Origin of the sequence: Aeromicrobium endophyticum (assembly GCF_003586285.1) — a bacterium.
Taxonomy (GTDB): Bacteria; Actinomycetota; Actinomycetes; order Propionibacteriales; family Nocardioidaceae; genus Aeromicrobium; species Aeromicrobium endophyticum.
Map to the genome: position 1 here is coordinate 435,316 of NZ_QUBR01000001.1, position 23,243 is coordinate 458,558.

The window sequence follows — 23,243 nt, forward strand, 5'->3', positions numbered from 1 at the left end:
CGCCCGGCCCACCCGACCGAGCCCCGCCTAGGCCCCTGTGGTCTCCGACGGGGTGAGGTCGGGTCGGGCCCGCACGAACGTCACGGGATGCCGCCAGCGTCCGCGGTCGACCGAGCTGTCGGTCGACACCTCGACCACCAGCGTGGGACGCATCAGGTGGACGGCGGCGCGGGCGTTCCTCCCCCAGCGCGCGACCTCGCCGTCGGGGCGGCCGTCCGCCCACGGGTGCGGACGACCTTCCTCGACGTCCTCGAGCAGGGCCACGACCTCGGCCCGTTGATGGCGGTCGAGCTCGGTCGTCGTGCCCGCGAAGGCCAGCCCTCCGCCCTCTTCGGCCAGCGCTAGGACGAGGCGGTCGGGCGCCGCCGGCGAGCCGGTGACGCCGGCCACGACGGCCTCGACCGTGTCGCGGATGCGCAGCTTGGCCCACTCACGCCGGCCGGACAGGTACGTCGACGTCCGGCCCTTCACGACGACTCCCTCGATGCCGACGGGGTTCTCGGCGTACTCGGCGAGCCACGCGCGGGCCTCGTCGGCGTCATCGGTCTGCGGCACCAGCTGGAGCGGTGGCGGCACGCCGTCCAACACCGTCTCGAGCAGGGCGCGGCGGGCGCTGAGCGGCTGCTGCCGCAGGTCGACGCCCTCGGCGGCCAGCAGGTCGAAGGCCACGAACGACGCCGGAGGCCTGGCCCTGACCGGCCCCTTGGAGCGTCCCGACGCGAAGCGGCGCTGCAGCTCGTTGAAGTCGAGCGCGTCACGGGCCCACACGACGAGCTCGCCGTCGACGACCACACCGTCCGGGAGGGACTCCGCTGCGGCCTCGGCGACGTCCGAGAACGCCTCGGTCATGTCGTGGCCGCGCCGTGACTGCACCCGGCACCCGTCGGCCGTGACGAACAGCAGGGCCCGGTACCCGTCGAACTTGGGCTCGTACAGGCACCCGCCGGTCATGGCATCGCCGATCGGCAGGGCGTCCACGGGCCTGGCCAGCATGGGGTCCTGCGGGAACGGGAGCACGGGACACAGGTACCCCGACACCGAGGGGTGACGCCCACATCTGCGGAGCTGCGCACCATTGTCGGGCGCCGATCCGGTGCGCAGCTCCGCACCAGCAACGAGCCCCCGACCCGCGTTTCCGCTGGTCGGGGGCTGATGTCGTGCTGTGGCAGGTGCAGGGTTCGAACCTGCGTAGGCTGAGCCGTCTGATTTACAGTCAGATCCCTTTGGCCGCTCGGGCAACCTGCCGGGGGTGTTGCCGGGGCAACGACGAGCAAGCCTAGCGCAGCCGATTAGGCTGAGTGAAATCAGACCCACCGCACGCCGCACCGAGGAGCATTCATGGCCGACTCGTCCTTCGACATCGTGAGCAAGATCGATCGCCAGGAGGCCGACAACGCGCTCAACCAGGCGGTCAAGGAGATCCAGACCCGCTACGACTTCAAGAACACCGGCGCCGAGATCAAGTGGAGCGGCGAGTGGGGCATCGAGATCACCGCCAACGCCGACGAGCGCGCGCTGGCCGTGCTCGACGTGTTCAAGGACAAGCTGATCAAGCGCGGCATCTCGCTCAAGGCCCTCGAGGACGGCGAGCCCCGTCAGTCGGGCAAGGACACCAAGATCAACTGCACCTTCGGCGAGGGCATCAGCCAGGAGCAGGCCAAGAAGGTCTCCAAGCTGATCCGCGACGAGGGCCCCAAGGGCGTCAAGGTGCAGATCCAGGGCGACGAGCTGCGCGTCACCAGCAAGAAGCGCGACGACCTGCAGGAGGTCATCGCGCTGCTCAAGGGTGCCGACCTCGACTTCGCGGTGCAGTTCACCAACTACCGCTGAGCCGAGCTCGACGACCTCACCCGCGACGTGTGACGCCTACGGCGTCATCCCGGTCGGATGACGCCGTCGGCGTCACACATCGTGGCGATTCGGGCTCGGCGCGTCACAGACCCATGTGCTTGCCGGCGTCGCGCAGGACGTCGGTGAGGCCGGCCACGATGTCGTCGAGCAGGGCGGCGTCGCTGATCAGCGGCGGGGCGATCTGCAGCACGGCGTCGCCGCGGTCGTCGCAGCGGGCGATCAGCCCGGCCTCGCGCAGCCGGCGCGGCAGGAACCCGCGCAGCAGGTCGTCACGCTCGGCCTGGTCGAAGCGGGTCGCCTCGTCGTCCTTGACCAGCTCCATGGCCCAGAAGAAGCCGGCACCGCGGACGTCGCCCACGATGGGCAGGTCGAGCAGGTGCTGCAGGCGGGCCTGCAGCGGGTCAGCCTGCGCCCGGACGTTCTCGAGCACCTGGTCGCGCTCGATGATCTCGATGCTCTTGGACGCCAGCGCAGCGCTGAGCGGGTGACCGCCGAACGTGATGCCGTGACGGAAGACCTTTCTGTGCGCGACCAGAGGTGCGACGACGTGCTCGCGGGCCAGCATCGCGCCCATCGGCGCATAGGCCGAGGTCAGCCCCTTGGCGACGCTGATCAGGTCGGGGGCCACGCCCTCGCGCGACGACGCGAACCACTCGCCGATGCGTCCGAACCCGGTGATGACCTCATCGGCCATCAGCAGCACGCCGTACTTGTCGGCGATCGCGCGCAGGCCCGTCCAGTAGCCGGCCGGCGCCGTGAAGCAGCCGCCCGCGTTCTGCACCGGCTCGGCGATGATCAGGGCGACCTCGTCGGCACCGGCCGCGACGATCGCCTCCTCCACCTCGGCCAGCAGGCGGGCGCAGAACGCCGCCTCGTCGTGGCCGTCGTCGGCGCGGAAGCGGTTGGTGTTCGACACCTTGGTGACCTCGACCGGCGGCGTGCCGAAGCCCTCCTTGAACGGCTGGACGCCCGTGAACGACAACGCTCCGAGGGTGACGCCGTGGTACGCGCGGTCGCGGGCGATCGCCTTGGTGCGCTGAGGCTGCCCGATCGCGATGAAGTGCTCGCGCACCATCTTCCACGCCGACTCGACCGACTCCGACCCCCCGCCGGTGAAGAACACGCGGTAGTCGTCGGCGGGGGCCAGCTCGCTCATCTTCTCGGCGAGGTCGATCGTGGCGGGGTGCGCCGTGCCCCAGCTGGTGTTGAACGCCATGGTCGTCAGCTGCTGGGTCGCCGCCTCGGCCATCTCCTGGCCGTACGAGTAGCCCAGCTGCGAGCAGAACAGGCTCGACAGCGCGTCGATGTAGCGCCGGCCCTTCGTGTCGAAGACGTACGGTCCCTCGGCACGGTCGATCACGAGGAGGTCGTCGATCTCCTGCTTCGAGAAGTGCAGGATGAGGTTGTCCTTGGCGGACTGCTGCAGGCGGTCGTGCTGCGGGTTGGGGGCGACGGTCATGCTCACACCTCTCGTGTGTCGGTGGCGATGATGTGGTGGGCCAGCTCGGCCCCGACGCGCAGGGCGCCGTCGACGTGCTGGAAGCCGAGGCCGGCGACGTCGGAGCTGCCGAGCTGGATGGGGCCGACCGGCTGCCGCAGCGAGGGACCGAACCGCGTCAGCCCTCCGAGGTCGAAGCTGGTGGCGTAGGCGCCCTGGCCGAGCTCCTCGGACGTCCAGTCGCTCTCGTAGTACGACGACGGCGACAAGGCCGCATCACCGTAGTAGCTCGCCAGCGACTCCAGGACGGCGCCGCGTCGCTGCTCGGCCGTGAGGCGACGCACCTCGTCGGCACGCTCGTCGGAGACGAATCCCACGAGCGTGCCGCGGGTGTCGCCGTGGTTGGTGTTGTCGTAGGCCTCGTGCACCAGCTGGTACGGGCTGAACACCGTGCCGGACAGGCCCGCCGCGCGCCAGAACGGCTCGGGGTAGGTGACGTGCAGCTTGATGACCTGCCCGAACGACTGGTGCTGGCGCGCCTCGCGCTGCTCGGTGGGCAGGGGCGGGTCGAACCGGATGCGCGAGACTGCGGTCGGCGGCACCGCCACCACCAGCTGGCGGGCCGACACCGTCAGGTCGCCGGCCGTGACCTCGACACCCGCGTCGCTCCAGCGCACCTTCTCGACGTCGACGCCGAGCCGGACGTCGTCGCCCAGTCGCTCGGCCAGTGTCAGCGGGACGCGCTGCAGCCCTCCGACGACCCGCTTGTCGAGGATGAACTCGGAGTCGACGAGGTGGCTGAAGCTGCCGGCACTCGCGGCCATCTGCACGGCCTGCAGCGCCGAGAAGGCGTGCGCGGGCTTGGTCAGCATGGCCTGGGCGATGAACATCGCGATGTTGTCGATCGCCTCCTGCTCGTCGCACTGCTCGTCGAGCCAGGCCGCGAAGCTCACGCGGTCGAGCTCGTCGGCGAACGGCGCGTCCCACGGACGGTCGGCGTCCATCTGAGCGGCCAGCAAGTCGAGCAGCTCCGTGAGCCGCACCATCTCCTTCTCGACGGCCTCCGGCACGGGCAGCTGCTCGCCCTCGAAGGTGCGGCGCTCCCCCGTGATGCCGATGTAGACCGACTCGCCCTCGCGGTAGCGCGAGAACGTCTCGAGGCCCAGCTCGTCGAGCACGCGCAGCAGCTCGCCCTGGTCGGGCGAGACCCACTGACCGCCGAGCTCGAGGTCGACCCCGTCGACCTCGTCGGTCCACAGCCGCCCGCCCACGCGGTCGCGCGCCTCGAGCACGACGACCGAGCGTCCGGCCCGCTTCAGTGCGTGCGCCGCCGACAGTCCGGTCGCGCCGGCTCCGACCACGACGACGTCCATCGTTTCGCTGCTCATCCTCATGCCTCCACGTTGCTCATGACGTGCTTGACCCGCGTGTACTCCTCGAGCCCGTACGCCGACAGGTCCTTGCCGTGCCCCGAGGCCCCGAAACCGCCGTGCGGCATCTCCGAGACGAACGGGATGTGGGTGTTGACCCACACGCAGCCGAAGTCGAGATCGGCGGTCATCCGCAGGGCTCGTCCGTGATCCTTGGTCCACACGCTGGCGGCCAGGCCGTAGGGCACGTCGTTGGCCATCTCCTGGGCCTGCTCGTCGGTCGAGAACGGCTGCACGGTCAGCACGGGTCCGAAGACCTCCTGCTGCACGACCGCGTCGTCCTGGCGGACTCCCGAGATCACGGTGGGCTGGAAGTAGAAGCCGTCGCCCTCGAGGCGCGAGCCGCCGGTCTCGATCGTGGCGTGGTCGCCGAGGCCGGCGATCATCCGCTCGACGGACGCGAGGTGGCCGGCGTTGTTGAGCGTGCCGTAGGCGGCCGACTCGTCGTCGGGCGCTCCCGGCACGGAGGCCTTCGCCTGCTCGACCAGCAACCGCAGCAGCTCGTCGTGGACGCTCTCGTGCACGATGACGCGCGTGGCCGCGGTGCAGTCCTGGCCGGCGTTGAAGAAGCCGCCGACCGCGATGCCCTCGGCCGCGGCCTGCAGGTCGGCGTCGGCGAACACCACGGCCGGCGCCTTGCCGCCCAGCTCGAGGTGGGCGCGCTTGAGGTTCTTGGCCGCCGAGACGGCGACCTCGATGCCGGCGCGCACCGAGCCGGTGATGGCGACGAGGCCAGGCACCGGGTGCTCGACCAGCAGGCGTCCGGTGTCGGCGTTGCCGTTGACGACGTTGAAGACGCCCGCGGGCAGGATCTCGCCGGCGATCTCGGCCAGCCGGACGGTCGAGCGCGGCGTCGTGTCGCTGGGCTTCAGCACGATCGTGTTGCCGGCCGCGAGTGCGGGAGCGATCTTCCAGATGGCCATCGCGAACGGGTAGTTCCACGGCGTCACCTGGGCCACGACGCCGATCGGCTCGCGGCGGATGCTCGACGACAGCCCCTCGACGTACTCGGCGGTCGCCTTGCCCTCGAGCAGCCGTGCGGCACCGGCGAAGAAGCGCAGCTGGTCGACGCCTTGGTCGATCTCCTCGGTCGCGATGTGCACCTTGACCTGCCCGGTGTCGCGCGACTGCAGCTCGACGAGCTCGTCACGCGCGGCCTCGACCGCGTCCGCGATCTGCAGCAGCGCGAGCTGGCGCGCCTTGGGCGTCGTGCGCTTCCAGGCCTTCGAGGCGCGCAGGGCCGCCGCGAACGCCGCGTCGACCTCGTCGGCGGTCGAGATCGGCGACCGACCGTCGGGGCGTCCCGTGGTGGGGTCGACGAGCTCGATGAAGTCCGTCGCGGCCGAGTCGACCAGGGCGCCGTCGACGTAGTTCTGGATGACGTCCGTGATGGGTGCTGTTGTCATGACGTGGCTTCCTCGTGGTCGGGCAGCAGGACGTAGATCTTGCGCAGGGTCTCGTACACGATCCAGTGTGTGCGGTCGCCGGCGCGCAGGCGCGCCACGGTGCCGGCGGCCAGCGCGATGCTCGAGCCGTCCTCGAACTCGACCCGACCACGCCCCGACAGCACGACGAAGACCTCGTCGACCTCGACGTCGGTCACGACGCCCGACGTGATCTCCCAGATGCCGAGCTCGACGCCGGCGTCGTCCGCCAGCGGGAGCGCCCCCATGGTGGGACGTCCGCCCAGCACGTCCGCAGCGTCGACGGGCGCGTGCTCCACCGGGGCCGCGGAGGCGTCCTGGACGAGCAGCCGGTCGGCGGCGAGCTCGGTCGTCGTCATGAGTCGAACCCCAGCCCGAGCCGGTCGAGCGTGCGGAGCAGCAGGTTGCGCTGCCCCTCGCGGTGGTCGGCGCGGTCGAGCGACCACTTGGTGGCCTCGATACCGATCTTGGCGAACGGCTCGGGCGGGAACGGCAACGGCTTCTTGCGCACCATCTCGAGCTGCGTGCGCGGCGTGTCCGCACCCGCGAGGCGGTCGAGCATCACCTCGGCGGCGAAGCGGGTGGCCGCCACGCCCAGGCCCGTGAAGCCGGCGGCGTACGCCACCCGGCCGCGTCGGGCGAGGCCGTGGAACGCGCAGAACTGCGTCGACGTGTCGATCGCGCCGGCCCACCGGTGGCTGAAGCCGAGGCCCTCGAGCTGCGGGAACGTCGTCAGGAAGTGTGACGCCAGCGTCCGGTACGACTGCTCGCGGTCCTCGTACTCCGGACGCACCCGGCGGCCGGCGTGGTAGACCGCGTCGTACCCGCCGTAGAGGATCCGGTTGTCGGCGGTCAGGCGCGAGTAGTGGAACTGGTTGGCCAGGTCGCTGAGGCCCTCGCGGCCGTGCCAGCCGATGTCGGCCATCTGCGCGTCGCTGAGCGGCTCGCTCATCAGCACGTAGTCGTACACCGGCACGGTCGACAGGCGCGACCGCCGCAGCAGCGGCCGGAAGACGTTGGTGCCCAGCGCGACCTTCTTGCTGCGCACGACGCCGCGCGCGGTCTCGACGTCGACGAGGGACGTGCGGGTGCGCAGATCCGTCACGGCGGAGTGCTCGAAGATCTCGACGCCGAGCTCGGACGCGACGCGCGCCAGCTCGGACGCCAGGCGGCCCGGGTGAACCAGGGCGCAGTGGTGCCCGACCCGGCGTCCCGCGGCGAAGATCGGGCTGTTGATCGCCGTCCGGACGGCGTCGCCGTCGAGGTACTCGCCCTCGTCGGCCTCGCGCAGCCACTCCACCTGGTGGGGCTCGTAGGCCACCGACAGCGTGCCGGTGCGCTCGAGCTGGGCGTCCATGCCGAGCTCGGCGACGTCTCGCTCGATCGCGTCGAGGTTCTCCAGGCCCATCCGCTCCAGCGTGTCGAACTCGTCGGGCCAGCGCGTGCGTCCGTTCTCCTCGCCGTGCGTCAGGCTCGCCTCGGCGAACCCGCCGTTGCGGCCCGACGCGGCCCAGCCGATCGTCTGCGCCTCGAGCAGCACGACGCGGGCGGACGGGTCGCGCCGCTTGGCCAGCACGGCCGTCCACAGCCCGGTGTAGCCGCCGCCGACGATCGTCAGGTCTGCTGCGTGCGCCGCCGTCAGCTGCGGGTAGGACGACTGCTGCACGTCCTCGAGCCAGAACACCGACTGCTTGGTCGACCGCAACGACTCGTCGATGGCTTTCGCGGTCGGCGCGTTCCGCTCGAAGACGGTGGAGTGCTTGCTCATGTGTCCTGCCTGCTCATGCGTTCTGGGGGAAGCCGAGGTTGATGCCGCCGTGGCTGGGGTCGAGCCACCGGGACGTGACGACCTTGCCACGGGTGAAGAAGTGGACGCCCTCGGTGCCGTGGGCGTGGCTGTCGCCGAACAGCGAGTTCTTCCAGCCGCCGAAGGAGTAGTACGCCATCGGGACCGGGACGGGGACGTTGATGCCGATCATGCCGACCTCGACCTCGTTCTGGAACCGCCGTGCGGCTCCGCCGTCGTTGGTGAAGATCGCCGTGCCGTTGCCGTAGGGGTTGGCGTTGATCAGCGCGACGGCCTCGTCGTACGTGTCGACGCGCAGCACGGCGAGCACGGGGCCGAAGATCTCCTCGGTGTAGATGCTCATGTCGGTCGTGACGTGGTCGAACAGCGTCGGGCCGACGAAGAAGCCCTCGCCGTCGGCGTCGGTCTCGGGGTTGCGACCGTCGACGACCAGCGTGGCCCCGGCGGCCTCGCCGGCGTCGACGAAGCCCGCCACGCGGTCGCGGGAGGCGGCGGTCACCAGAGGGCCCATGTCGCAGCCACGGGTGCCGTCGCCGGTGCGCAGCGCCTCGGCGCGGTCACGGATCTTGGCGACGAGCTCGTCGGCGATGTCGCCGACCGCGACGCACGCCGAGATCGCCATGCACCGCTCTCCGGCCGAGCCGAAGCCCGCGTTGATCGCCTGGTCGGCGGCGAGGTCGAGATCGGCGTCGGGCAGCACGATCATGTGGTTCTTCGCGCCGCCGAGGGCCTGGACGCGCTTGCCGTGCGCCGTGCCCGTCTCGTAGACGTACTTCGCGATCGGGGTGGAGCCGACGAACGAGACGCTCTTGACGTCCGGGTGGGTCAGCAGCCCGTCGACCGCGACCTTGTCGCCGTGCAGGACGTTGAAGACACCGTCGGGCAGGCCCGCGTCCTTCCACAGCTGCGCGATCCAGTTGGCGGCGGTCGGCACCTTCTCGGACGGCTTGAGCACGACCGTGTTGCCGGCCGCGATCGCGATCGGGAAGAACCACATCGGCACCATCGCCGGGAAGTTGAACGGGCTGATGATCGCGACCGGCCCCAGCGGCTGACGCACCGAGTGCACGTCGACCTGGGTCGAGGCGTTCTCGGTGAAGCCGCCCTTGAGCAGGTGCGGGATGCCGCACGCGAACTCCACGACCTCCTGGCCTCGAGCGACCTCGCCGGCCGCGTCCGACAGCACCTTGCCGTGCTCGGACGTGATGATCGCCGCCAGCTCGGGCGCCCGCTCGTTGAGCAGCTCGCGGAACCGGAACATGACCTGCACCCGCCGCGCGAGCGACGTGTCGCGCCACCCCGGGAACGCCGCCTTCGCGGCAGCGACCGCTGCCTGCACGTCGTCGGCGGCGGCCAGCGCGACGGTCGAGGTCACCTCTCCCGTCGCCGGATTCGTCACGTCGGCGGTGCGGTCGCCCGTTCCGGGCGTCGCGGCGCCGTCGATCCAGTGGGTCGTCTTCGTGCCGGGCTGAGTAGTCACCTGACCAGTCTGGGCGAGGACACCGTCGAGCGACACACGCACTGTGTCGTGCGAATCGTCGATCTCGACACACAGTGTCAACCGGTGTCGTAGGCTCGCGGCGTGAGCGCCCCCACCCTTCGCACGATGCTGGCCATGCCGGCCCTGGCGGCCGGTCAGCCCGAGATCGTGGTCGGCGGACCGGGCCTGGACCGTCCGGTGCGGTGGGTCCACGTGGCCGAGGTGGCGGTGATGCGCGACCTGCTGGACGGGCACGAGGTGGTGCTGACGACGGGCCTGCCCTTCACGGCCGACGACGCCGATCCGTCCGGATTCGTGCGTCAGCTGGTCGAGGCCGAGGCACGCGGTCTGGTCGTCGAGCTGGGAAGCCAGCTGCCGTCCGTGCCGCGCGAGGTCGTCGCCGAGGCGCGCCGACTCGACCTGCCCCTGATCGCGCTCCACGCGCCGATCAAGTTCGTCGAGGTCACCGAGGCCGTCCACCGGGTGATCGTCGGCGAGCAGTACCGCGGCCTGGCGTTCGCCCAGGAGACGCACGAGGTGTTCACCGAGCTCAGCCTCGACAGCGCCGACTCCGCGACGATCGTGACGCGGGCCGCCACGCTCATCGACGAGCCCGTCGTGCTGGAGGACGCCGGCCGGCGCGTCGTCGCCGTGGCGTCGCACGACAGCCCTCCCCGCGACGTGCTGGCGCGGTGGGCGGAGCGATCCCGTGCGGCACCCGTCCTCGACCGCCCCGGCACCACGGGGCCCGAGCACTGGCTGACCTGCCCCGTCGGCCTGCGCGGATCGGCCTGGGGACGGCTCGTCGCGCCCCAAGGTGCCGCCGATCCCGTCGAGACCGCCGTCGTCCTGCAACGCGCCGCCCAGGCCCTCCAGCTCTCGCGACTCGTGCAGCGCGACGTGGCCGGGCTGCAGTTCCAGGCCAGGGAGTCGCTGCTGCTCGACCTCATGGAGTCGCGCGTGACCGACGAGGTGGACGCGATCGCCCGCGCACGTGCCCTGGGGATGTCGCCGCAGCCGTCGTACCTGCCGGTCGTCGCTCACTTCGGCGCCACCGCGGCGGCCGACCAGATCGTCCGGCAGCGGCGGGCCCGCGCACAGCTCGAGGCCATCAGCGAGGCAGCCCGCACGGCGAGGATCGACGTCGTCGCCGGCGGCGTCGCCGACGGTCAGGTCGGCCTGGTCGTCGCGCTCCGGTCGGCCACCGCGGAGGACGCCACCCTCGACGCCCTGTCGAGGGCCCTGGGGTCACGCCAGGGCACGCGTCAGCCCGCCACCTTGGGCGTCGGTCCGGTGTCGTCCTCGCTCGTCGCCGCCACGGCGCAGCTGCGCACCACGATGCACATCGCCTCCGCGGGGCACCTGCTGCCCGGCACCACGCGCCCCTGGTACCGATCGACCGACGTCCGCCTGCGGGGCCTGGTCGCCCAGCTGCAGGACGACGACCGGGTCGTGGCGTTCACCGAGTCCGAGCTCGGACCCCTCCTGGCGCACGACGGCACGAGCCGCGACGACCTGCTCGCGGTGCTGAGGTCGTTCGTGCGGCTCGGCGGCAACAAGGCGGCCGTGGCCGAGCACGCCCACCTCAGCCGTCAGGCGCTGTACGGACGCCTGCGCCGCATCGAGAGCATCCTCGGCGTCGACCTGGACGACGCCGAGTCGGCGATGTCGCTGGGTCTCGCGCTGCTGGTCCACGACCTGCGCGCCGGCGTGCGCTGAGGCGCGCGCGGGCCTGCGCTGCACCTCAGCGGAACGCGGGGATCCCCGTCATCGCCTGACCGATCGACAGCGCGTGCATCTCGGACGTCCCCTCGTAGGTCAGCACCGACTCGAGGTTGTTCATGTGCCGGATCACCGGGTACTCCAGGCTGATGCCGTTGGCGCCGAGGATCGTGCGGGCCGTGCGACAGACGTCGAGGGCCTCACGGACGTTGTTGAGCTTGCCCAGGCTGACCTCGACGGGCAGCAGGCCCCCGGCGTCCTTGGCCCGGCCGAGGTGCAGCGCCAGCAGGGTGCCCTTGACGACCTCGAGGGTCATGTCGGCGATCTTGGCCTGCGTCAGCTGAAAGCCCGCGATCGGCTTGCCGAACTGGCTGCGCTGCCCGGCGTACTCCAGGGCGCACTGCAGCGATGCACGGGCGGCACCCATCGAGCCCCACACGATGCCGTAGCGGGCCTCGTTGAGACACGTCAGCGGTCCCTTGAGCCCGACCACGCCGGGCAGCACGGCATCGGCCGGCAGGCGGACACCCTCGAGCACGAGCTCGCTGGTGACGGACGCGCGCAGCGACATCTTGTGCTTGATCAGCGGGGCGCTGAAGCCGGGAGTGTCGGTCGGCACGACGAAGCCGCGGATGCCCTCGTCGGTCTGGGCCCACACGACCGCGACGTCGGCGACCGAGCCGTTGGTGATCCACATCTTGCGGGCGTCGAGCACCCAGTCGTCGCCGTCCTTGCGGGCACGGCTGCGCATCGAGACCGGGTCGGAGCCCGAGTCGGGCTCGGTCAGGCCGAAGCAGCCGATCGCCCGCCCGGCCGCCATCTCGGGCAGCCACTGGTTCTTCTGCTCCTCGGAGCCCCAGTGGTGGATCGCGAACATCGCCAGCGAGCCCTGCACCGACACCAGCGACCGCAGGCCCGAGTCGGTCGCCTCGAGCTCGAGGCACGCGAGGCCGTACTCCGTGGCCGTCATGCCGGGGCAGCCGTAGCCGTCGAGGTGCATACCGAGCACGCCCAGCGTGCCCAGCTCGACGGCCAGCTCGCGGACGTCCGGCAGCTCGCCCTGCTCGAACCACGTCGCGACGTGCGGCTCGACGCGGTCGTCGCAGAACCGGCGGACGGCGTCGCGCACGTCGCGCTCCTGCTGGCTCAGCACCAGGTCGATGCCGGCGGGGTCGCTGACGGAGAAGGTGCGGCGAGACGAGGCGGTCATGGGGCTTCCTTCGATCGGGGTGGGTCTGTGCTCGGGACCGAGGTCACGGCAGGTGCGAGAGCAACAGGTCGGGCCACGCGCTGAGCACCACCAGCGTCGCACTGCCGATCAGCACCGTCGACTTGGCGAACCGGACGGAGATCGGCGGGGACGGGCTGACGTACGGCTCTCCCTCGGCGCGGCCGCACAGCGTGACGACGAGCCGGAGGTAGTACGCGAGCCCGAGCATGACGTTGACGCCCATCACCACCGCGAGCCACACGTGGTCGTCGAGCACGACCGGACGGATCACGACGACCTTGGTCACGAGGCCGATCACGGCCGGCGGGAAGCCGGCGAGCGTCAGCGCCGCGAGCACGAGCGGGATGCCCATCCACGGGTCGTTGCGGGCCATGCCGCGCAGATCGGCCAGGCGGGTGCTGCCGCGCAGCCGCAGCACGACGGCGAGGGCCGCGAACGCCACGAGGTTCGCCAGGGCGTAGACCGCGACGTACTGCACCGGCGCCGACAGCCCGTACGGTCCCGAGACCGCCACCACGGGCGCCAGCATGAAGCCGGCCTGGGCGATCGACGACCAGGCCAGCAGGCCGACCGCATCGTCCTGCCGCAGCGCACCGAGGTTGCCGATCGTCATCGTGACCGCTGCGACGACCGCGACGACGGGGCCCCACGCGTCGTGGGCCCCGGGGAGCGCCTCGGCCAGCAGCACGAGCAGCGCCCCGAGCGAGGCTGCCTTCGACACCGCCGACAGGAAGCCCGCGACCATCACCGACGTGCCGCCGTAGGCGTCGGGGACCCACGCGTGGAACGGCACCGCACCCAGCTTGAACAGCAGGCCCACGACGGTCAGCACGACCGCGACCGAGACCACGCTGCCCGGCACGTCCGGGTCGACCAGCGCCTCGCGCAGCCCGGCGTACTCGAGCGTGCCGGTGACGCCGTACAGCAGCGAGACACCCATCAGGGTGATCGCCGTCGAGACCACCGACGCCAGGAAGAAGGTCCACGCCGACCGGATCGCGGCACGGTCGCCCTGGCGCAGCCCCACCAGCGCGATCGACGGCAGCGACAGCAGCTCGAGCGCCACCACGAGGGTCACGACGTCGCGGGCGCTCACCACCACCAGGGCTCCGGCGGACGCGCTCATGAGCAGGAAGTGGTACTCCCCCGGCGGCATGGCGTTCTCGAAGTTCATGACGTTCGACGCCACGACGACGAACAGCGTGCCGAGCAGCACGACGAGCGAGAAGGCGAACGGAGCCCCGGTGGCGTCCTCGCGCAGCAGCTCGGCGATGCCGGCCAGCACCGCCGCGGTCGCTGGCAGGCCCGAGCCCAGCCACGTGCGCCGGGAGTAGGAGGCGTCGACGACCAGCGCCACGAGGGCGCCGATCATCACGACGGTCGCGGGGCCGGCGACCGTCCAGTCGACAGGGATGGTCATCGCAGCACCCCGGCGGACAGCGGCTGGACGACGTCGAGCAGCAGCTGGGGCGCGAGGCCGAGGACGACGACAGCGGCGACGAGCGCGCCCATCACGACGGCCTCGCGCACCTCGAGGTCGCGGTCGGCGTCGGACGGGACCGGCTCACCCTGGGCGAGCAGGCGCACCGCGCGCACGACGTAGGCCGTCGTGAGGGCGATGCCCAGCAGTGCCAGGCCCAGGCCCGTCCAGGCGACCGGACGGCTCAGCACCTCGCCGACGTCGTAGGCGGCGCGCAGCGACAGCACCTCGCCCCAGAAGCCGGCGAGGCCGGGCAGACCGAGCGTCGCCACCGCCGCCAGCACGAACGTCACGGCGAGCCACGGCGTGCGCGCGTAGAGGCCGCGGCCGATGCGCGTCATCGAGGTGGTGCCGTAGCGGTCCTTCATCGAGCCGGCGGCGAAGAACAGCAGCCCCGTCACGACGCCGTGCGCCACCGACCCGAACACCGCGGCAGCCACACCGACGTCGCTGCGGGTCGCCACCGCCAGCACGACGAAGCCCATGTGCCCGATGCTCGAGTAGGCGATGAGCCGCTTGAGGTCGTCCTGGGCGTAGCAGGCCAGCGCCGACCAGACGATGCCGAACGCCCCGGTCACCGCGAGGTAGGGCGCCACGACGCCGATGTGGTCGGACGGCTCCACGAACACGAGCAGGCCGTACGTGCCGAGCTTGAGGAACACCGAGGCCAGTAGCACCGAGCCCACGGTCGGGGCGGCGCTGTGGGCATCGGGCAGCCAGGTGTGCAGCGGGACGATCGGCGTCTTGACCGCGAAGCCCAGCGTGATCAGCACGACCGCGACGGCGTCGGGGCGGATGTCGATCAGCTCGAGGCTGCCTCCGCGGACCGCGCCGATCACGATGCCGACCAGCAGCAGGGCCGAGCCGGTGACGGTGAACAGCAGGAAGCGGGTCGCCGCCCGTCGGGCGTCGCCCGTGCCCCACAGCGCGATCACGAACCACATCGGGATGAGGGCCAGCTCGAAGAAGACGAACAGCAGCAGCGCGTCGAGCGAGCTGAACACGCCGAGCGCCGAGGCGCTGACGACGAGCACCAGCCCGACCAAGGCCGGGGCGGTGTCGTCGGCGACGAGCCACAGGCAGCAGAGCAGGCCGATGAACGCCGTCATCAGTGCGAACGGCCACGACACGGCCGTGACGCCGAGCTGCAGGCGGGCGCCGAGCGGCTCGATCCAGGGGGCGTCCACCCGGCCCGAGACTCCCTCGCTGCCCTCCCAGACCAGCGCATAGAGCGCCAGCGTCACCGCCATGGCGGCGGCTCCGGCCCACGCAGCGACACGTGAGGGCACGAAGCGGCGGGCGAGCACCAACAGCACGCCGACGGCGAACGGGACGGCCAGGGCGACGACGATCACGACACCACCACCCCGATCACGACGAGCATCACGACACCGACGGCGAGCACCGTCGCGTACCGCTGGACGTTGCGCGACTGCGCCAGACCGAGACCGCGCGAGATCGTCGCGGCGAGCGACTCCCCGCCCCGCGGGTAGACGTCGACCACCTCTCGGTCGAGCTCGACGACGACGCGCGACGCCCCGGTGCCGAGCGCCAGGATCCAGCGCGAGAACGGACGATCGAGCCACAGCTCGGCCGCGAGGGGCCGCGGCGCCCAGGCCAGGGTCGAGCCGCGGCGGGCCGCCACCAGCACCGCGGCGACGCCGGCGACGGCGATCACGGTGCTGAGCAGGCCCGTGCCGAGGTGCAGCGGCTGCCCGACCGACAGCGCGAACGTCGCGACGGCCAGCACGACCAGGGGCCCGGCCATGGCGAGCGGGGCCTCACGGACGTCCTGGCCGAGCGTGCCGTGAGGGCCAGCGCCGTGGCCGGCGCCGAAGAACGTCAGCACCCACAGGCGGGTCGCGTACGCGGCGGTCACGAACGTCGTCACCAGCGCCACCACGAGCAGCACCCAGGCCGTGCCCGCGGCGAGGCCGCGGTCGCCGTCGGTGGCCCGCTCGATCGCGTGCAGCACCGAGTCCTTCGTGAAGAAGCCGGCCGTCGGCACCAGTCCGGCGAGGGCCGCAAACCCGGCCGTCATGGTCCAGAACGTCACCGGCATCCGGCGGCGCAGACCGCCCATCGACGACAGGGCGCTCGACCCGACGGCGAGCATCACGCATCCGCACCCCAGGAACAACAGGGCCTTGAACACCCCGTGCGCGAGCAGGTGGTCGGTGCCGGCCTCGGGGTCGCCCACTGCGACGGCCGCGAGCATCAGGGCCAGCTGGCTGACGGTCGACCAGGCCAGGGCGCGCTTGAGATCGGTCTGCACCCAGGCGAACAGGGCGCCCATCAGCATCGTGATCGCCGCGACGACCGCCATCGCGGTCAGGACGACCTGCGAGTCGGCGTAGAGCTGGAACAGACGGGCGGCGAGGTAGACGCCGGCCGCGACCATCGTCGCTGCGTGGATCAGCGCGGTGATGGGGGTCGGGCCGGGCATCGCGTCGGGCAGCCAGGTGTGCAGCGGGAACTGGGCCGACTTGCCGACCACCGCCACCAGCACGAGCAGGCCGATCAGGGTCGCGTGGCGCGGCTGCTCCGACTGCGCGACCTGCGCGCCGACGATGTCGTAGGTGCCGTACGTCTCGCCGATCACGATGATCGCCATGACGAGCCCGAGGTCGGCGATCCGCGTCACCAGGAAGGCCTTGGCCGCGCCGGCCCGGGCCACCGGCGACTCCCACTCGTGCCCGATCAGCAGGTACGAGCACAGGCCCATGACCTCCCAGCCGACCAGCAGCACCCACAGGTTGGTGGTGCCGACGACCGCGATCATCGCGATCAGGAACAGCACGATCACCAGGGCGTACGAGCGGTAGCGCGGGTGGTGCCCGAGGTAGGCCGTCGAGTAGATCTGCACCAGCAGGCCGACGCCGACCGCCAGCAGGAGGATCTGAGCCGTGCCCGGGTATATCAGGAGATCGGGCGACAGCGACGGCAACGGCGGGCCACCGTCTGGGCCGGTCTGCCCGATCGTCACGAACGTGACGGTGTCGCGTCCGAGTTCGGGGACCGCCCAGATCGCCACGACGACCGCCAGCACCGCCGTGATCCCGACGTACCCCCACCGCCGGATCATCGCCCCACCTCGTCGACGTCGACCGTGCGCACCGCGCGGAACAGGGCGAGCACGATCGCGAGCCCGAGGCCGATCTCGGCGGCGGCCAGCGCGATCGTGAACAGCGTCAGCACCTGGCCCGTGTGCATCCGGTCGGCGAACCAGGCGTCGAAGGCCACGAGGTTGAGGTTGACGGCGTTGAGCATCAGCTCGACGCCGAGCAGCATCAGCACGGCGTTGCGACGCGCCAGCACGCCGTACAGCCCGATGCCGAAGAGGGCGGACGACAGCAGCAGGGGGTAGAGCAGCGACATCAGCGATCGGACCCCGACCGCGAGAGCACGATCGCGCCGACCAGCGCGGCCAGCAGCACCCCGCTGAGTATCTCGAACGGCAGCACCCAGTCGGTGAAGAGCGCATCGCCGATCGATGCGGCCGTGCCGATGCGGCGTCCCTCGATGCGCTCTCCCCCGAACCCGGCGATCGTCGTCGCCCCGAGGCCGACGGCCGCGACGACCCCGAGCACGGCGGCGATCCACCGGTTGCCGGTGACCTCGGCCGTCGTGCCGCTGCCCTGCTCTCGTCCTTGGCGCGTCAGCATCAGCGCGAAGATCACCAGCACCACGACCGCCCCGACGTACACCAGCACCTGCACCCAGGCGATGAACTCGGCCGTCATCAGCACGAAGCAGCCCGCCACGGCGCCGAGCGTCACCACCAGCCAGAGCGCGGCGTGCACCAGCTGACGGCTGGTCATCGCCAGCAGCGCCGATCCGGCCGCCAGCACCGACAGCACGACGAAGACGACCTCCGTCGCGTTCACAGGCCCTCCTCGGTGGCCCGCGTGAGCTCGTACGCCTGAAGCTCCTTGCCCTGGTCGGCACCCGGGTCGAGGGCCTGCGGCGGCGGCACGGTGTCCATCCACGTGCGCAGCCGGTTCATGTCGTGCGTGAGGTCCTTCAGGTCGCCTTCGGCGTAGGCGAACTCGGGCGACCAGTGCAGGGCGTCGAAGGGGCACACCTCGATGCAGATCGAGCAGTACATGCAGATCGAGTAGTCGATGTCGAAGCGGTCGAGCACGTTCTGGCTGCGATCGCGTCCGCCCTCGGTCGGCGCCGGGATGACCTCCTTGTGCGAGTCGATCGTGATGCACCACGACGGGCACTCCCGGGCGCACAGCATGCACGAGGTGCAGTTCTCCTCCTGCAGCGCGATGACGCCTCGGCTGCGCGGCGGCAGCTCGGGCTCGACGTCGGGGTAGCCGGCCGTGACGCTGCGCCGCGTCAGGTTGCGCCACGTGACCGCGAGCCCCTGCCACAACCCCTTGCCGTACATCTTCACCACACCACCACCAGGGTCGTCAGCGTGACCTGCGCCAGGGCCAGCGGCACCAGCACCTTCCAGGCCAGGACGTTGACCTGGTCCTCGCGCAGCCGCGGGTAGGCGACGCGCGCCCAGATGACGAGGAACGAGACGCCGGCGATCTTGAGCAGCGTCCAGGCCCAGCCCAGGTGGTCGGACCACGGGCCGGCCCAGCCACCGAGGAACAGCACCGTCGTCAGCGCGGCCAGCACGACGATGCCGGCGTACTCGGCCAGCAGGAACATCGCGAAGCGCATGCCGCCGTACTCGGTGAGCGGTCCCATGACGAGCTCGGCATCGGCCAGCGGGGCGTCGAAGGGCGGGCGCTGCAGCTCGGCCAGCCCCGCGACGAAGAACACGACGAGCCCCGGCAGCTGCACGAGCAGCCACCACGGCTCGAAGGCGTCCGCGATGCCGACCAGCGAGAGCGTGCCGGCGAGCATCGCGACGCTGGCCGCCGCCAGCACCATGGGCAGCTCGTACGACATCAGCTGCGCCGCGACGCGCATGCCACCGATGTACGAGTACTTGTTGCCGCTGCCGAGCCCGCCCATCAACGTGCCCAGCACGCCGACGCTCATGGCGGCCAGCACGAAGAACAGGCCGAGGTCGAGGTCGTGCCCGATCAGGACGCCGTGGCCGAAGAACGGACCGAGCGGGATCGCGAGCATCGCGACCAGGTACGGCACCAGCGCCACGGCGGGGGCGAGCTCGAAGACCCGGCGGTCGGCCGCGACCGGCGTGATGCTCTCCTTCTGGACGAACTTGACGCCGTCGGCGACGAGCTGGGCCCATCCGTGGAAGCCGCCCGCAGCCATCGGTCCGACCCGTCCCTGCATGTGGGCCATGGCCTTGTGCTCCATCTGCCCGACGAGCAGGGGCAGGGTCAGGAACGCCAGCACCACGACCAGGCACCGCACGAGGACGTCGGCGACCTCACTCATCGCCCGCCTCCCGATCTGGGCCAGGCGTGGTGGGCTGCAGCCAGTCGTCGGGGACGCCCGGGGGCTTGACGCGGCGGCGGCCCGGCGCCCGCGCCGAGTCGGCGTCGCTCTCGCCGGGCTCCTTGGCCCCCGGCCACGCCTTGGCGACCCGCGACGCGAGCACGAACTCCTTGCGCAGCGGATAGCCCTCGAAGCCGTCGGGCAGCAGCAGGGGCTCGTCGTCGACCGGCTCGCCCGCCCGGACGAAGGTCAGGCCGAACATCTCGTGCGTCTCGCGCTCGTGCCACGCCGCGCCCGCGTAGACGTCCGCGATCGACGGGGCCGTGGGCGCGCCGCGGTCGAGGTACGTGGCCAGCAGCAGGTGGTCGAGGGCGGGCGTCAACCGAGCCACGTGCAGCACCAGGCGGAAGCCCTCGGGGTGCTCGTCGACGGCCGAGAGCCAGTCGAAGAACGTGTAGCCGTCGGCCTTGAGCGCGGCGACCTCGTCGTGCCACGCCGCCGCCTCGACGAGGCGGTGCGGGGGTCCGAACTGGTTGGCCTCGAGGCTCACGCCTGCGCCTCCGGGGCACGCGGCGCGGTGATGCGCGGGCTGAGCAGGGACGTCGCCGGACGCGCGTACCGCTCGGCGAGGTTCTCGCCGGCGATCTTGTCCTGCAGCGTGACGATCCCGTTGAGCAGTGCCTCGGGGCGCGGTGGGCAGCCGGGCACGTAGACGTCGACGGGGATGATCTGGTCGACGCCCTTGGTGACGGAGTACGAGTCCCAGTAGGGGCCCCCGGAGTTGGCGCACGAGCCGAAGCTGATGACGTACTTGGGCTCGGGCATCTGGTCGTACAGCCGCTTGATGGCCGGCGCCATCTTGTCGGTGACGGTGCCCGAGACGACCATCAGGTCGGCCTGCCGGGGGCCCGGCGCGAACGGGATGACGCCGAGCCGGATGAAGTCGTGCCGCGACATCGACGTCGCGATGAACTCGATCGCGCAGCAGGCCAGCCCGAAGTTGAACACCCACAACGAGTACGTGCGGCCCCAGTTGAGCAGGTAGCGGGCCGCCTTGGGCGCATGCTGCGAGCCGGCCCCGAGCGATGGCGGGGCGAGGCTGGGCATGGGGAGGTCGACGGCTCCGGTCACGTCCACGACAGCACCCCCTTGCGCCACGCGTAGCCGAGTCCGATGGCCAGGATGCCGACGAACACGCCCATCTCGACCGCCGCCGCCCGGCCGATCTCGTCGAGCACCACGGCCCACGGGAACAGGAACACCGCGTCGACCGCGAAGATGACGTAGAGGAACGCGAAGACGTAGTAACGCACCGTCGACTGCGCCCATCCCTGGCCGACGGGGTCGACGCCCGACTCGTACGTCGTCAGCTTGGCGACCGAGGCCGCGCGGGGACGCATGAGCCGGTTGACCCCGAGCATCGCGGTCGCGAGCAGCAGTCCCGCCACGACGATGGCGCCGACCGCGACGTAGCCGTCGAAGTAGGCGTCGAGGCGGTCGGTCATGGTCACCACTGTAGGGGGAACGGGGACGCCGGGACCGTCCACCGGCGGACGGTCCCGGCGTCGTGGTCAGAAGAAGTTCTTGATGTCGACCGTGACCGTGTCGCCGTCGATCGTGACGTCACCGGACAGGTCGATGGTGTCCTGGTCGGTGAAGTCCCTCGGCTTCTCGTCGTCGATGTACGACTTCTGCTTGGCCGTGACCGATGCCCGACCCGGGGTCTTGGTCGAGAATCGCCAGCCCCCGTCGTAGTCGGACCTCAGGTCGTACGTGGGCTTGGCGTCGAGCGTCCAGCGGACGTCCTGGAGCCGGTAGCCGTAGGTCCGGTTGGGGCAGCCCGCCGGATCAGCCTCGGTGCGAGCGATGCAGGCTGCCACGAACTGGTCGGCCTGCGACGCCACCTCCGCCAGCAGCTCGTCGGTGGGCGTCACCTCGAAGTCGGCCGACTCCTCGTCGGTGCCGACGCTGACCTTCTCCGACTCGAACGACAGGTACTTCGAGCCCGAGCCGGGCGTGATCTCGTAGGTGCCCGGGAAGGCCGACAGGCGCACGCGGTCGTCGAGCCCGTCGACATCGATCGCACGGCCGTTCACCTCGACCCCGGCGGCACCGGGAGCCCTCACCTCGATCGCGCCGAGGTCGGGGTCGACGATCTTCCAGTCGTCGAAGACGACGAACCGCGAGCCCGACTTGGTGAGCGTCACGTCCTGGCTCTGCTGGGCCCCGTCGATCGTGTACTCGACGGTGACGGTCGCGACGCTGCCGCTGCGCTGGACGTCGCCGATGCGGACGTCCTCGATCCGGGCGTCGCTGTCGCCGAGCACCTCGTCGGTCAGGAGCAGCCGCTCGTCGGCCGGGGAGTCGAGGCGGACGAGCTCGAGCGCGTCCGAGGCCCGGCCGTCGCCGAGCGCGGCGAAGTACTTCTCGACGGGCTTGTCGGGGCCGAAGAACATCGAGCCTGCGACCGAGACGCCCACGACCGCCAGCACGCCGGCCACGACGAGACCTCCGACCACGGCCAGGATCCGCTTCGAGCGCGCGTCCATCGGCGCCGACGTCGGCGACGGTGCCGCGCCGACCGCCGAGGTCGCGGCCACGGGGGCCGGGGTCGGCGTGACGCCGGCGACCGGCACCTGGTCGACGCCGCGGACCGCGCGGTCGAGCCACGCGGCCGGCACGAGCCCGGCGAGAGCCGGTCCGACCGAGCGGGCGCCGAGCTCGGCGAGCAGGCCCCACGCCGCGAACACCGCGAAGAACCACGGCTCGGGCCCGAACGAGGCCGTGCCGGTGCCGTAGCCGGAGCCGAAGTCCGAGCTCGCCAGGCCGAGGAACATCAGCACGCCTCCGGCCACGGCGTAGACGACGGCCGTCCACACCCAGTGCGACGACGTGCGAGGGCCGGCGTCGGCGCGCCGGAGCACGACGGCCGAGGCCAGCGTCCCGACCACGGCGAACAGCAGCAGCAGCCAGAGGACCTTGTCGGCGCCGGAGCTGAACAGCCACACGGTGTCGGACGTGCCCGAGCTCTGGCCGACGAACGAGCCGGCATTGCCGTAGCTCAGCGCGCCGAGGTGCCCGAGCGTGACGGCGTAGACGAGCAGGTTGCCGAGGACGACCGGCAGCACCAGCAGCGTCGACGCCCCGCCCTGCACGATGACCCAGACGATCGTGGCGATCACCGTCAGCACCGAGAACACGGCCAGGTGCGCCAACAGGCCACGCCACGCGGCGCGGACCGCCAGCGGCACCGAGGCCGCCATCGACCACGTCGTCCAGCGCCGACGACCCACGAGGGCAGCGATGCTCACGCCGATCAGGCCGAAGGCGACGAGCTCGAACCCTGCCGCCCCGACCTCGGCCGAGTCCCCGTCCTCGGCCAGCGTGACCGGCACGACGAGGGCGACCGCCAGCGCGATCAGCACGAACGTGGCCGCCGCCGTGACGGCCAGCGTGACCGCGCCCGTGGTGGAGCGGTTCGGTGACGCGGTCTCGTCGCGACGCGACAGGAGCAGCACCGTCACCACGGCGACCGCCAGGATCACCAGCACCGGTCCGGTGGCCGAGAAGCTGCTCGTCGCCGCCATGCCCTCGCCGCTGCCCGGCACCGAGATCTCGGCGGGGCTCCGGAACGCCATCGCCACCAGCTGCCCGGGCCCGGTGAGCAACCACCACCAGGAGAGGTCGTCGGACACGTCCTCGACGAGCGCCAGCACGAGCGCCAGCGCGAGGCACACCAGGCTCGCGAGCCACGTGGCGACGTACGCCAGCGCGCCGATCCGCAGGGCTCGCACGACGCCGTCCGGGGTCACCTGCAGGCTGGTGAAGACGTCCGCTCGAGCGGGCGTGGAAGCCGGCGGCGGTGCGGCAGCGGCTGCCGGCGCGGGTGGCGGCGGGGGCGGCCCGGCCGCGGCAGGCGGCGCTGCTGGCGGCGGCGGAGGCGGCGGTGGTGGCGGTGCGGATGCGGACGCCTCGGGTCGAGGCTCGTGGTCGGTCATGGTGATTCCCCC

The 23,243-nt window shown here is 71.5% G+C and carries 20 protein-coding genes, 1 tRNA gene and 1 pseudogene; 2 read left to right on the forward strand and 20 right to left on the reverse strand.

The features are described from left to right. Positions 1–27: 27 nt before the first annotated feature. Positions 28–1,017, reverse strand: a complete 990-nt coding sequence (locus tag DX116_RS02230) for an ATP-dependent DNA ligase (protein WP_147393555.1) — start codon at positions 1,015–1,017, stop codon at positions 28–30. 146 nt (positions 1,018–1,163) lie between these two features. Next, a tRNA-Tyr gene (locus DX116_RS02235) sits at positions 1,164–1,245 on the reverse strand. A gap of 93 nt (positions 1,246–1,338) precedes the next feature. Between DX116_RS02235 and DX116_RS02240 the strand changes: the two genes are divergently transcribed. Further along, entirely contained in the window at positions 1,339–1,830 is a 492-nt protein-coding gene (locus DX116_RS02240) for a YajQ family cyclic di-GMP-binding protein (RefSeq protein WP_119702582.1), read from the forward strand. Positions 1,831–1,933: 103 nt separating this feature from the next. Here DX116_RS02240 and DX116_RS02245 read toward each other — a convergent pair whose 3' ends face one another. The 6 genes from DX116_RS02245 to DX116_RS02270 are packed head-to-tail and all read right to left on the reverse strand — an operon-like array spanning position 1,934 to position 9,430. After that, a complete protein-coding gene (locus tag DX116_RS02245; RefSeq protein WP_119702583.1) occupies positions 1,934–3,310 on the reverse strand; it encodes an aminotransferase class III-fold pyridoxal phosphate-dependent enzyme in 1,377 nt (458 codons plus the stop codon). A 2-nt stretch (positions 3,311–3,312) separates the two neighbouring features. Beyond that, on the reverse strand, positions 3,313–4,677 hold the full coding sequence (locus DX116_RS02250; protein WP_119702584.1) for a flavin monoamine oxidase family protein: 1,365 nt from the start codon (positions 4,675–4,677) through the stop codon (positions 3,313–3,315). A 2-nt stretch (positions 4,678–4,679) separates the two neighbouring features. Further along, positions 4,680–6,125 carry a gamma-aminobutyraldehyde dehydrogenase gene (locus tag DX116_RS02255; protein WP_199715896.1) on the reverse strand — a complete coding sequence of 482 codons (1,446 nt, stop codon included), beginning with the start codon at positions 6,123–6,125 and terminating at the stop codon, positions 4,680–4,682. Continuing rightward, positions 6,122–6,502, reverse strand: a complete 381-nt coding sequence (locus DX116_RS02260) for a cupin domain-containing protein (RefSeq protein ID WP_119702585.1) — start codon at positions 6,500–6,502, stop codon at positions 6,122–6,124. Before DX116_RS02260 ends, DX116_RS02255 begins: the two co-directional genes overlap by 4 nt. Continuing rightward, positions 6,499–7,911, reverse strand: a complete 1,413-nt coding sequence (locus DX116_RS02265; protein WP_119702586.1) for an NAD(P)/FAD-dependent oxidoreductase — start codon at positions 7,909–7,911, stop codon at positions 6,499–6,501. Before DX116_RS02265 ends, DX116_RS02260 begins: the two co-directional genes overlap by 4 nt. A 13-nt stretch (positions 7,912–7,924) precedes the next feature. Further along, a complete protein-coding gene (locus tag DX116_RS02270) occupies positions 7,925–9,430 on the reverse strand; it encodes a CoA-acylating methylmalonate-semialdehyde dehydrogenase (protein ID WP_199715897.1) in 1,506 nt (501 codons plus the stop codon). Between the two features lie 102 nt (positions 9,431–9,532). Between DX116_RS02270 and DX116_RS02275 the strand changes: the two genes are divergently transcribed. Then, on the forward strand, positions 9,533–11,149 hold the full coding sequence (locus DX116_RS02275; protein ID WP_119702587.1) for a PucR family transcriptional regulator: 1,617 nt from the start codon (positions 9,533–9,535) through the stop codon (positions 11,147–11,149). Positions 11,150–11,174: 25 nt separating this feature from the next. On the opposite strand, the gene DX116_RS02280 is transcribed toward DX116_RS02275, so the two are convergent. The 12 genes and pseudogenes from DX116_RS02280 to DX116_RS20045 form a co-directional block, all read right to left on the reverse strand. After that, positions 11,175–12,362: an acyl-CoA dehydrogenase family protein gene (locus DX116_RS02280; protein WP_119702588.1), complete on the reverse strand. Its 1,188-nt coding sequence runs from the start codon at positions 12,360–12,362 to the stop codon at positions 11,175–11,177. Positions 12,363–12,405: 43 nt separating this feature from the next. After that, complete coding sequence (locus tag DX116_RS02285; protein ID WP_119702589.1) at positions 12,406–13,803, reverse strand: NADH-quinone oxidoreductase subunit N; 1,398 nt, start codon at positions 13,801–13,803, stop codon at positions 12,406–12,408. Continuing rightward, complete coding sequence (locus DX116_RS02290) at positions 13,800–15,218, reverse strand: complex I subunit 4 family protein (protein WP_158591878.1); 1,419 nt, start codon at positions 15,216–15,218, stop codon at positions 13,800–13,802. Before DX116_RS02290 ends, DX116_RS02285 begins: the two co-directional genes overlap by 4 nt. Continuing rightward, positions 15,215–16,948, reverse strand: coding sequence for an NADH-quinone oxidoreductase subunit 5 family protein (locus DX116_RS02295; protein WP_119702591.1), 1,734 nt, complete (start codon positions 16,946–16,948; stop codon positions 15,215–15,217). The genes DX116_RS02290 and DX116_RS02295 overlap by 4 nt, the downstream gene beginning before the upstream one ends. Next, positions 16,945–17,241 (reverse strand): NADH-quinone oxidoreductase subunit NuoK, encoded by a 297-nt coding sequence (gene nuoK, locus DX116_RS02300; RefSeq protein ID WP_119702592.1) that lies wholly within the window; start codon positions 17,239–17,241, stop codon positions 16,945–16,947. The genes DX116_RS02295 and nuoK overlap by 4 nt, the downstream gene beginning before the upstream one ends. Further along, positions 17,241–17,750, reverse strand: coding sequence for an NADH-quinone oxidoreductase subunit J family protein (locus DX116_RS02305; RefSeq protein ID WP_119702593.1), 510 nt, complete (start codon positions 17,748–17,750; stop codon positions 17,241–17,243). Before DX116_RS02305 ends, nuoK begins: the two co-directional genes overlap by 1 nt. Before the next feature lie 167 nt (positions 17,751–17,917). Then, positions 17,918–18,109: pseudogene (locus DX116_RS20455) on the reverse strand (4Fe-4S dicluster domain-containing protein); the annotation flags it as partial. 155 nt (positions 18,110–18,264) lie between these two features. Beyond that, positions 18,265–19,233, reverse strand: a complete 969-nt coding sequence (locus tag DX116_RS02315) for a complex I subunit 1/NuoH family protein (protein WP_119702595.1) — start codon at positions 19,231–19,233, stop codon at positions 18,265–18,267. Next, on the reverse strand, positions 19,226–19,783 hold the full coding sequence (locus tag DX116_RS02320; protein ID WP_119702596.1) for an NADH-quinone oxidoreductase subunit C: 558 nt from the start codon (positions 19,781–19,783) through the stop codon (positions 19,226–19,228). Before DX116_RS02320 ends, DX116_RS02315 begins: the two co-directional genes overlap by 8 nt. Beyond that, positions 19,780–20,370 (reverse strand): NADH-quinone oxidoreductase subunit B family protein, encoded by a 591-nt coding sequence (locus DX116_RS02325; protein ID WP_325048594.1) that lies wholly within the window; start codon positions 20,368–20,370, stop codon positions 19,780–19,782. Before DX116_RS02325 ends, DX116_RS02320 begins: the two co-directional genes overlap by 4 nt. Continuing rightward, positions 20,361–20,738: an NADH-quinone oxidoreductase subunit A gene (locus tag DX116_RS02330; RefSeq protein WP_119704079.1), complete on the reverse strand. Its 378-nt coding sequence runs from the start codon at positions 20,736–20,738 to the stop codon at positions 20,361–20,363. The genes DX116_RS02325 and DX116_RS02330 overlap by 10 nt, the downstream gene beginning before the upstream one ends. Before the next feature lie 66 nt (positions 20,739–20,804). Further along, the gene (locus DX116_RS20045; protein ID WP_199715898.1) at positions 20,805–23,045 is read right to left on the reverse strand and encodes a hypothetical protein; all 2,241 of its coding nucleotides are present in this window, start codon (positions 23,043–23,045) and stop codon (positions 20,805–20,807) included. Between the last annotated feature and the right edge of the window lie 198 nt (positions 23,046–23,243).